Here is a 10,241-nt window from a genome sequence, read left to right as displayed (position 1 = left end):
CCGTGATGATCTCAAAAACAGACTAAATTCTGCCTTGAAATCGCTAAAAAGCGACATCAAGCGAATCCAGTCGTTCTTTCTTTTGCCGCATACAATTTATGCCAGCAGTTTGTCCGCATAATTAATAAAGTCTCGATAAGATCGCCGACTTTACTCGCGGGCAGGTTGACGCCCCAGCCTTTGCTCGGATTCTGGCCGATCTGCGCGAGCGGTATGGCGGCGCCTTGAGGTTGCCCCGGTGGGTGCGCACCGGACACCTGGCTGCCGGGGAGGAACCCGGTTTGTGGGAGGGGATCGTCTTCGCGACCGTTCAGACCGTGGCGTCGCGAATCGACACCATCCCGCCCATCGGACTCGTGCTTGTGGACGAGGCGCACCACATCGGGGCCGCCACGTTTCAGAAGATCATCGACGTAATGAAGCCACCCATGCTTGCCGGCGCCACGGCAACGCCTTGGCGCGGGGATGGGTTCGACATCGACAGCTTGCTCGGTCCGTCGGTGGTCCAGTACGGCATCGCGGACGGTCTCAAGCGCGGCTTCTTGGCCGATGTCGACTATCGGCTGTGTGCCGACAACATCGACTGGCGGACGATTCAAGACTTATCCCGACACAAGTATTCCCTGTCGCAATTGAACCGTCGGCTCATCATTCCGACCCGCGACGAGCAGGCGGTCAGAATGATTCGGGCCGCGTTCGATGAGGAGCGCAGACGAGCCGGCATCGTTTTTTGTCCTTCGGTAATACATGCGACGACCATTGCGGGGATGCTCCGGCAGTATGGATTTCGTGCCGAGGCAATTTCGGGGGATACTCTATCCAGAGAGCGCGAACTGCTCATGGCGAGATTTCGCGCGGGCGAAATCGATTTCATGACCAGCGTGGACCTTTTCAATGAAGGCGTTGACGTGCCGGACGTGGATATCATCGTATTCATGCGGGCTAGCCATAGCCGCCGAATCTTCGTTCAGCAGCTAGGCCGCGGTCTACGGCTTAGTCCAGGAAAGAACAATGTGGTTGTACTGGATTTTGTCACCGATCTTCGCCGGGTCGCTGAAGTCGTTGCGCTCGACAAAGCCAGTCAGGGTGGTCCGGTGGAAAGGTTAGGCATGGGGAATCGATTGATTCAGTTTCGGGACGAATCGGCGGGCAATTTCATGCGTGAGTGGATGCTCGACCAGGCATCCCTGGTGCTGCGCGAGGGCGACCCTGAGCTTGATCTGCCGCACTTCGAATTTCCGGAGCCGATTCCGCCGGGAGGCGTGCAGTGAGAATCCCGGAGAACATCCGCGTTGGCCTTCGCGAGAAGCTCTGGGCACTTGCGGATCAGCTTCATTGGGCTAAGTTGAGTTGGTACGAGAAGGCCAGCTATTACGAGACTTGGACCGTTGACCAGGAGGTCGGCGGCCTGCTTGCCAACTACATGGATCAGCGTCGAATCCGTGTTTACATCAAAGACACGATCATGAAGGGGTATGTGCGCTCGCGTCAGGAGGACCCGGGGCGGCCACTCAAGGCCGTCGGAGTCGATGCCGAGGCGGAGATCATAGCAACCTACGAGCGACCCCACGGGCGCCGCCTAACCGACGGGCGTGTCATCGCCTGGGGTAACGCGGAGGACTGGAAGCTAGTTCTCACCGCGGTGCACGAGCGTTCCTATGACGCTTCTGGAGCCAGCACCTTTGCCGCGGTGCTGATGGCTTCAAACGGAAGGTACAGTCAGCCGGCTGTCCGGGAGATGGTGCAAGATGCTGCCGATAAGCTTGGGATCGAGCATCTGATGTGGTTGACGTAGCGGCTAAGCGATCACGCGAGGCGACCGGCGAGATCTTGGACGAGCGAACGATTCGTCGTGTCCGCGAACGATTGCTGCGTTGGGGTCGGGTCAATTTTCGCCATTACCCATGGCGTGATGAACAAGACCCTTGGCTGACTCTTGTTGCGGAGTTTCTTCTTCAACGGACACGGGCCAGTCAGGTGGAGACGGTGTTTCTTGAATGCAGAGAGCGCTACCCAACCGCGGAGGTCCTAGCCTTGATGAAATAGTTGATGTCGCATTTTTGCCCATGATTATTCGCATGCAAAAAGCGGCCCTGTTGCCCTCTGTCCTGTGTCAGTTGCTTGGCTGGCGGAATTCGGTCCGTGGGGTCTGGCTACCCACTGGCGGTACCTCGTCGGCCAGAGTCCAGATGTAGGAGCAGCGTTGGACCAGAGCCCCGTCGGCATCTGGCGTCGTGAAATTGTCGGCCTGGGGCGTTCCCAGGCGCCTTCGAGGAACAGGAGCCCGGGGCCGTTGATGCACAGGTCAGTGGCTTGATCTTGGCTAACTCGCCCAGTACCCCGGACAGGGTGTCGTTGGTGGTTTGCCGGACGAAGTGGCCCTGCGGAGGCCGCTCCCACGGTTGATCTCATTCAGTTTTGTTGCGCGGCTTCGCCGAGCGACCGCCAGTCGAATACCTTGATGCCTTCGCGGCTGTAGGTCTCGTCCCCGCCGTAGATCAGCCAGCCCGGCAGCGCCTGCTCGCCGGCCAGGGTCTGCCATTTGGTGAGGCCCTTGAGCCAATCGCGCACCAAGGTCGCGCCCGACTTGATCTCGATGCCCTGTAAGCGCCCGCCCACCTCGAAGAGCAGATCGATCTCATGACCGGTATTGTCGCGCCAGAAATACAACCCGGCGGGCCGGCCGTTGTTGAACCGCTGCTTGACGAACTCGCCGACCGCCAGGGTCTCGAACAGCGCCCCGCGCTGCGGGTGGATATTCAGCATTGCGCTGTCCTTGATGCCGAGGAGTGCCGCGGCGAGGCCGGTATCCAGAAAGTAGAGCTTTGGTGTCTTGACCAACCGCTTGCCGAAGTTGCGGTGATAGGGCGGCAAGAGCAAGATGAGGTAACTCGCCTCCAGCACGCTGAGCCATTCGCGCGCGGTGGTGTGCGAGACGCCGCAGTCGTTGGCCAGTGCCGACAGGTTGAGTAACTGGCCGGTGCGCGCCGCGCACAGCCGGACGAACCGCTGGAACAGCGCCAAGTCCCGCACCGCCAACAGTTGGCGGACGTCGCGCTCCAGGTAGGTTGCGATGTAATTCGGAAACCAGTCGTCGGGCAGCAGCGGACGGTCGTACAACGGCGGAAAACCGCCGCGCCACAGCAGGGTGTCCAGGTTCGACGGGAGCAGATCGGCGTCGGCCAGCTCAGCGATCGAAAACGGCAACAGTTCGATCCGCCCCACGCGACCCGCCAGTGATTGGCTGATGCGCGACATCAGCCCGAACTGCTGTGAGCCGGTCAGCACGAAATCGCCCATGCGTCCCCGGTGATCGACCAGCCCCTGCAAATAGGACATCAGCTCCGGGCCGTGCTGCGCCTCGTCGATGACCGCGCCGTCCGGGAAGCGGGCGAGGAAGCCCCGCGGGTCGGCGAGGGCGAGTTCGCGCTGGTCAGGATCTTCCAACGTAACATAGGGGCGGTCGGCAAAGAGCATCCGGGCCAGGGTGGTCTTCCCGGATTGGCGCGGACCGGTGATGGCGAGGATCGGGAATCCGTGCGCCAGGCGCAACGCGGTCTCTTTGGCATGGCGTGGGATCATCCGCCGATCTTACAGATTGCAGGTTGTAACTGCAATCTGTAAGAATTCTTCGGAATAGTGGCATAATCCCTCTGGATTCATTGGCTTGATATTGGCTGCTGACGTCAGCACCAACCCTCTGTGTAACGAGTCAAGAACAAGTGAAACACAATCGTTGTCGTAATCGGATGAGCGATTCAAGTTTGGCATGAGCAGCCCGCTATCCGTCGGGTTTCGATTCGCTACACAGCCTGGGCGTACACGACCGCCAAGCGTTTGAAAGGCTTCGATCGACACGCACGGGACCAACGTGGTCTCGCGGGGTTCATCAACTCGATTACGACAACGACAACGACAACGAACGGGACGCCAAAGGCATTTCTAAATGGACTTGTTTCGCTTGTTGGCTAACGGTTCCTTAGCGAGCAACCTGCATGACAGAAGAACTGCGCATCGGCGTGACCGGGATGACCTGTGCCTCCTGCGTGGCGCGGGTGGAGCGGGCCATCGCCCGGCAGCCGGGGGTCGAGTCGGCGCTGGTCAACCTGGCGGCGGAGACCGCGGTCGTGCGGTGCACCGGAACCGAGGTTCCGCTGCTCCTGGATGCCGTCCGCGCTGCCGGCTATGAGCCGGTGTTGGCGTCCGCGACCATCGGGATCGAGGGCATGACCTGCGCCTCCTGCGTGGCGCGGGTCGAGCGGGCCATCAAGGCTCTGCCTGGGGTGCTCGCAGCGGCGGTCAATCTGAGCACCGAGACCGCGACGGTCGACTACCTGGCCGCGACCGTCAGCCGCGAGCGGATCAGCCAGGTGATCCGCGAGGCCGGCTTTGAGCCGCTCGCGGCGCAGCAAGCGCCGGATGAGGCCGGGGTTCGGCAGGCCGCCGCCCTGGCTGGGCTGCGTCGAGACCTGCTGACGGCCGTGGTCCTGACCCTGCCCTTGGTGCTCGTGAGCATGGGGCGGATGCTCTGGTTCGGCCATGCCGACCCGCCGCACGGTGCGGCACCGGTGTCGCTTTGGGGCTGGCTGGAACTGGCCTTGGCCACACCAGTGCTGGTCTGGGCCGGCCGCCGCTTTCTGATTTCCGGTTGGCGGGAGCTGCGTCACCTGAGCCCCGGGATGAACAGCCTGGTGATGCTCGGCAGCGGCGCCGCCTATCTCTATTCGGTCGCTGCGCTGATCCTGCCCGGCCGCTTCCCACCCGGCACCGCCAACCTCTATTTCGAGGCGTCGGCGGTCATTGTGACCTTCATCCTGCTCGGGCGCTATCTGGAGGCCCTGGCCAAGGGCCGGACCTCGGAGGCGATCCGGCGCCTGGTTCATCTCCAGCCGCACAGCGCCCGGGTGGTGCGCCCGGAGGGGGAGGCCGAGATCCCGGCCGCCGCCGTGGTGCCGGGCGACCTGATCGCGGTGCGGCCCGGCGAGCGCATCCCGGTCGACGGGACCCTGACCGAGGGCGGCAGTCATGTCGATGAATCGATGATCAGCGGCGAGTCGCTGCCGGTCCGTAAGGGACCGGGCGACCCGGTGGTCGGCGCCACCGTCAACGGCACCGGCGCCTTCCGTTACCGCGCCACCCGGGTGGGAGCCGACATGGTGCTGGCGCAAATCGTGCGGCTGGTCGAGGATGCGCAAGCCGGCAAGCTGCCCATCCAGCGGACGGCCGACCGGATTGCCGCGGTCTTTGTGCCGACCGTCATGGCCGTGTCGCTCCTGACCTTCGTTACCTGGCTGTGGGCCGGCCCGGCGCCCGCGCTGGCGCATGCCTTCGTGGCCGCGGTCAGCGTACTGCTGATTGCCTGCCCCTGCGCCATGGGGCTCGCCACGCCCACCGCGATCATGGTCGGTACCGGCCGCGGTGCCGCCCTGGGGATCCTCGTTCGCCGCGGGGACGCGCTGGAAACCCTGGCGCGGGTGGATCAGGTGGTGCTCGACAAGACCGGAACCCTGACCGAGGGGCGGCCGGCACTCACCGATCTCGCGGCTTTCGGGATGACTGAGGATGCGGCTCTGGCCCTCGTCGCCGCCGTCGAGCAGCACAGTGAGCACCCGATCGGCACCGCCCTGGTGCAGGCCGCACGGGCGCGGGGGTTGGTGCTCGCCGCGGCGACCGGGGTGGAGGCTGTTCCCGGCTTCGGTATTCGCGCCCGACTGGACGGCATGGCGGTCGCCGTGGGCGCTGCCCGCTACATGGACCGTCTGAGCGTTGCGCTCGCGGCAGGTGCCGAGTCGGCGGCGCGCCTGGCCGACGAGGGGAAGTCTCCCCTGTATCTGGCGGCCGACGGACAACTGGCGGCCGTGCTGGCGGTGGCCGATCCGGTCAAGGCGGGCAGCCGGGCGGCCGTCGCCCGCCTGCACGACCTGGGGCTCTCGCTCACCCTGCTGACCGGCGACGGCAGCCGCACCGCGGCGGCGGTGGCCCGTCACTTGAACATCGAACAGGTCGTGGCCGAGGCGTTGCCGACGGACAAGATTGCGGAGATCAAACGGCTGCAGGCCGCCGGCCACCGCGTGGCCTTTGTCGGCGACGGCCTCAACGATGCCCCGGCGCTGGTCCAGGCCGACGTCGGCATCGCCATGGGGTCGGGCACCGCGATCGCCGTCGAGGCCGGCGAAGTCGTCCTGATGACTGCCGACCCTGCGGCCATTGCCGACGCTATCGCACTGGCGCGGCGCACCCTGGGCACCATCCGCGGCAACTTCTTTTGGGCCTATGGCTATAACGTCGCCCTGATCCCGCTGGCGGCCGGCGTCTTCTACCCGCTGACCGGATGGCTGCTCAACCCGATGATAGCCGCGGCGGCCATGAGCGTATCGAGCCTGTTCGTGGTGGGCAACAGCCTGCGGTTGCGGCGCTTCAGGTCGCCGGTTCCAATATGAGCGAGCCGGCCTCGATCAAGATTCCGGCCACCTGGGCTCGCCAGGTGCGTAGTCAGGCCATCCTGGCCTGACACCGTCAGGGCTGGAAGCCCTGACTACGCACGCCGCTGGCCGGGATTACGATCAAGGCCAGCGAGCCGCTCAGCCACTCTATTCACCCCAGCGCCGCCAGCCCCTTGCGGTCTACCAATTCGAGCAGCTTCAAAGATGGGCCGCGGGGTCGCTTATCACCCCGCTCCCATTTCTGGATCGTTGAGGGGCTGGTATTGAGATAGGCGGCGAATACTGTTTGGCTGGCCTTGTTGCGCAGCCGTCCGGAGCGGAGTCGATCGTGCGCCGGTCAGTGAGTCGGTCAGAGGCTCGGCTCTTGGAAAAACGGCACGCTATCGCGCGCCAGTGGTGCTTTATATGCGGTGCGCTGTAGTCGGTCTGGGAGGCCGGCCTGCAGTTGGACCGACATACGACAAGTACCACGGTTGGGAGTTGTCGGAAACCCTCCACAACCCTGCCAACGCTCGGCGAAACCACTGACTGGTCGATGGTCTTAGACTTGGCGCGGTCTTTGCTTACTTTGTGGCTTAGACGAACCGGAAGCACGCCTATGTCAGCCAAGCCAATGACTGTGACCATCAACGACACCACACTGCGCGACGGCGAGCAGTCCGCCGGGGTGGCATTTTCACTGGAGGAGAAGCTGGCCATCGCCCGCGGGCTCGCGGACCTGGGGGTGCCGGAGTTGGAGGTCGGCATTCCGGCCATGGGTGAGGAGGAGCGTCACTCGATCCGCGTGCTGGCGCAGTTGGGGCTGCCGTCGCGACTGATGGTCTGGGCGCGCATGTTGCCCGCCGATATCGCCCAGTGTCGGGGGTTGGGGGTGGATTTGGTGGACCTCTCGATCCCGGTGTCCGATCAGCAGATCGCGGGCAAACTGGGGCGCGATCGGGCCTGGGTGTTGGGTCAGGTCCAGGCGCAGGTGAGCGCGGCCCGCGACTTGGGACTGGAGATTTGTGTGGGTGCCGAGGATGCCTCGCGCGCCGACCCGGAGTTCTTGTGGCGGGTGGCCGAGGCTGCCCAGGAGGCTGGCGCCAGCCGCATCCGCTATGCCGATACCCTGGGGCTGCTGGAGCCCTTCGGCACCTTTGAGCGCATTCGCGATCTGCGCGCCATCATTGATCTCGAAATCGAGATGCACGCCCACGATGACCTGGGTCTGGCCACCGCCAACACCCTGGCCGCCGTGCGCGCTGGGGCGACCCATGTCAACACCACCGTCCACGGTCTGGGCGAGCGGGCGGGCAATGCCGCGCTGGAGGAAGTGGTGATGGCACTCAAGCACACTCAGAGCGTCATCACCGGCGTGGACCTGTCGGAGTTTGGCACGCTCTCCCGGTTGGTGGCCCGGGCCTCCGGTAAGCCGGTGGCCTGGCACAAAAGCCTGGTGGGGCAGGGCGCTTTTACCCACGAGGCCGGCATTCATGTCGACGGACTCCTCAAAGACCCGCTGAATTATCAGGGTGTCGATCCCGCCGAAATGGGTCGCACCCATTGTCTGGTTCTCGGCAAACATTCGGGACGGCACGCCGTCTGTCAGGTCTATGCCGACCAACTGCGTTTGGACCTGGGGCCCGAGGAAGCGGATCAGGTGCTGCCGCTGGTGCGCCGTTTCGTCACCCAAACCAAACGCTCGCCATGCACGGCGGACCTGCGCCGCTTCCTGGTGGAGATCGGCCACCCCGGCGCTGTTCTTCAGTGAAATGAATCAAGGAGCTGAACCGATGGATCTACTCGATTTCAGCGGCGAGGAGATGTATTTCGATGAGCCGGTGACCCCGGAGGTCGAGGCCCTGCTGTTGGCGGCGGCGCAGCAGTATGGGGACGATGCGGCCGAGCACAGTCTCATGCGCGCGTATTTCCTTGAACCGGAGCACCTGACCGTGCTGGTCGCGTTGTATCGGTATTTCTTTTATCGCCACCAGTTCCGCGAGGCCCTGACCACGGCCGATCGGGCGATTGCCGTGGCGGCTCGGCGGCTCGAACTGCCGACCCGCTGGGAGCAGCTCACCCCGGCCCATCTGGGCGGGTCGGTGCTGGTCTCCATGAGCATGACGCGGTTCCTGTTGCTGGCGCTTAAAGGATCCGCCTATCTGTTGATGCGCCTGGGTGACCCGGCGGCGGCCCTGCAGCGTTTCGACAAGATCGCCGAGATCGACACCAGCGACCGACTCGGCGTCAAGGACCTCCGCGCCATGGCGCAATCGTCGATCACCGAGTCCGCGGTGGAGCGCATGGGCGGCAATGTGAGCTTCATTGGACGCTGATTATTAGTGGGTCGTGGATAGTGGATAGTGGATAGTGGATAGTGGTTGACGGTTGATTGAGGCCGTGTTTTTTGCGGGGTGATCAACCAGCGAGAGTGTAAAAATTTTATTTTTCAGTTGCTTGTTGCGAGCAAAGACGATGAGTGCTGAGAGTCAGTGCATACCACGGTATTGCATTCACTAACCACTAACCACTAACCACTAACCACTTCTTAAGCCCGGAGATCGCCATGACCGACGATGACTTTGAATCCGATTTGGAAAAACTCTCCAGCGCGGAGGATTTCCTGGAGTATTTCAAGATCGAGTACGACCCCAAGGTCGTGCAGGTCAACCGTTTGCATATTCTGCAGCGCTTCCATGATTATCTGGCCGATGTCGATGAACAGCCGGACGGGGCGGACGCGCGCTGGGCCTTGCATGCCGACCTGCTGGGTGCCGCCTACCTGGACTTCGTGACCTCCGACGCCAAGACCGAGAAGGTGTTTCGGGTGTTTCATATGCACGAGCCGAAGATCGCCAGCGTTCCCCTGAGCGACCTGTTGGGTCAGATCCCCCATGCGGCCGGCGTTTGACTTCGGGACCGAGGTGCGGGTCGTGCGCAATGTGCGTAACGACGGCACCTTTCCCGGACAGGCGACCGGAACCCTGCTGGTCAGGCGCGGCAGCACCGGCGTGGTGCGCGACGTGGGAACCTTCCTGCAGGACCAGATCATTTACACGGTCCATTTCCTCGATGCGGACCGAATGGTTGGCTGTCGGGAGGAAGAGCTGCAACTGGCGACCGACCCCTGGATTCCCAGCCGCTTCGAGTTCCGCGACCGGGTCCGGCCGCGTATCCCATTGGGGATTCAAGGGCGGGTGTTGGTGGAGCGGGGGGTCGAGGGTGAGGTGATGAAGGTGGTCCGCGATGCCCCCGGCGGAGTCGCCTACCATGTGCATTTCAGCGGCGCCGGTACGCTTCAGGTGCCGGAGTCGGCGTTGGATGGTCCGGACGGGGACGCTGCCGCATGACGGCCTTGATCGTAATCCCGGCCAGCGGCATGCGTAGTCAGGGCTTCCAGCCCTGACGGTGTCAGGCCAGGATGGCCTGACTACGCACCCGGCGAGCCCAAGTGGCCGGAAGCTTGATCGAGGCCCCGCAGTCTGTCGGTTTTCGATTCGCTACGCCGCCCGGGCGTACAAGGTCGCCAAGGATTTGAAGACTTCGATCGCTACGCTCGGGACCAACGCATTCTCGCGGGGATCGGCAACTCGATTACGACAACGACAACGACCGCGACGCCAAAGGTGTTCCTTAATGTATTTGTTTAGGCTATTTTTCAACGGTTCCTAAACCTCTCCTAGGCCGGGATGCGTAATTTCTCTTCCTCTGGATCGAGCGTCGTTTTCGTCCAGAGCCGGTCGGCAACGGCAAACGGATCGACGTTGATCGTGTGCGCAAAGTCGCTCACCCGGGCGACCAACTCCGCCGCGGTGGCAT

9 protein-coding genes are annotated in these 10,241 nt (G+C 63.3%); 7 read left to right on the top strand and 2 right to left on the bottom strand.

The annotated features are described in order from the left end of the window. The first annotated feature begins 242 nt into the window (after positions 1 to 242). The gene (locus QZY03_RS13445) at positions 243 to 1,271 is read left to right on the top strand and encodes a DEAD/DEAH box helicase (RefSeq protein ID WP_295581816.1); all 1,029 of its coding nucleotides are present in this window, start codon (positions 243 to 245) and stop codon (positions 1,269 to 1,271) included. Further along, entirely contained in the window at positions 1,268 to 1,795 is a 528-nt protein-coding gene (locus tag QZY03_RS13440) for a hypothetical protein (protein ID WP_295581814.1), read from the top strand. Before QZY03_RS13445 ends, QZY03_RS13440 begins: the two co-directional genes overlap by 4 nt. Positions 1,796 to 2,412: 617 nt before the next feature. On the opposite strand, the gene QZY03_RS13435 is transcribed toward QZY03_RS13440, so the two are convergent. Further along, positions 2,413 to 3,582: an ATP-binding protein gene (locus QZY03_RS13435; protein WP_295581812.1), complete on the bottom strand. Its 1,170-nt coding sequence runs from the start codon at positions 3,580 to 3,582 to the stop codon at positions 2,413 to 2,415. Positions 3,583 to 3,995: 413 nt separating this feature from the next. Here QZY03_RS13435 and QZY03_RS13430 point away from each other — a divergent pair, with 413 nt between their 5' ends. Beyond that, complete coding sequence (locus tag QZY03_RS13430; protein WP_295581810.1) at positions 3,996 to 6,440, top strand: heavy metal translocating P-type ATPase; 2,445 nt, start codon at positions 3,996 to 3,998, stop codon at positions 6,438 to 6,440. Between the two features lie 154 nt (positions 6,441 to 6,594). On the opposite strand, the gene QZY03_RS13425 is transcribed toward QZY03_RS13430, so the two are convergent. Continuing rightward, on the bottom strand, positions 6,595 to 6,750 hold the full coding sequence (locus QZY03_RS13425; RefSeq protein ID WP_295581818.1) for a helix-turn-helix domain-containing protein: 156 nt from the start codon (positions 6,748 to 6,750) through the stop codon (positions 6,595 to 6,597). Positions 6,751 to 7,041: 291 nt separating this feature from the next. On the opposite strand from QZY03_RS13425, the gene nifV reads away from it, so the two are divergent. The 4 genes from nifV (at position 7,042) to QZY03_RS13405 (ending at position 9,772) form a co-directional block, all read left to right on the top strand. Continuing rightward, positions 7,042 to 8,193, top strand: a complete 1,152-nt coding sequence (gene nifV, locus QZY03_RS13420) for a homocitrate synthase (protein ID WP_295581808.1) — start codon at positions 7,042 to 7,044, stop codon at positions 8,191 to 8,193. 22 nt (positions 8,194 to 8,215) lie between these two features. Beyond that, complete coding sequence (locus tag QZY03_RS13415; protein WP_295581806.1) at positions 8,216 to 8,758, top strand: hypothetical protein; 543 nt, start codon at positions 8,216 to 8,218, stop codon at positions 8,756 to 8,758. Positions 8,759 to 8,988: 230 nt separating this feature from the next. Then, positions 8,989 to 9,333, top strand: a complete 345-nt coding sequence (gene nifW / locus QZY03_RS13410) for a nitrogenase-stabilizing/protective protein NifW (RefSeq protein ID WP_295581804.1) — start codon at positions 8,989 to 8,991, stop codon at positions 9,331 to 9,333. Then, on the top strand, positions 9,317 to 9,772 hold the full coding sequence (locus tag QZY03_RS13405) for a nitrogen fixation protein NifZ (protein WP_295581802.1): 456 nt from the start codon (positions 9,317 to 9,319) through the stop codon (positions 9,770 to 9,772). Before nifW ends, QZY03_RS13405 begins: the two co-directional genes overlap by 17 nt. Positions 9,773 to 10,241: the final 469 nt, after the last annotated feature.

This window comes from uncultured Lamprocystis sp. (assembly GCF_903933125.1).
Classification (GTDB): Bacteria; Pseudomonadota; Gammaproteobacteria; order Chromatiales; family Chromatiaceae; genus Thiodictyon.
The sequence above is the reverse complement of the archived record's forward strand: the minus strand, read 5'-3'. Positions and strand labels throughout refer to the sequence as shown.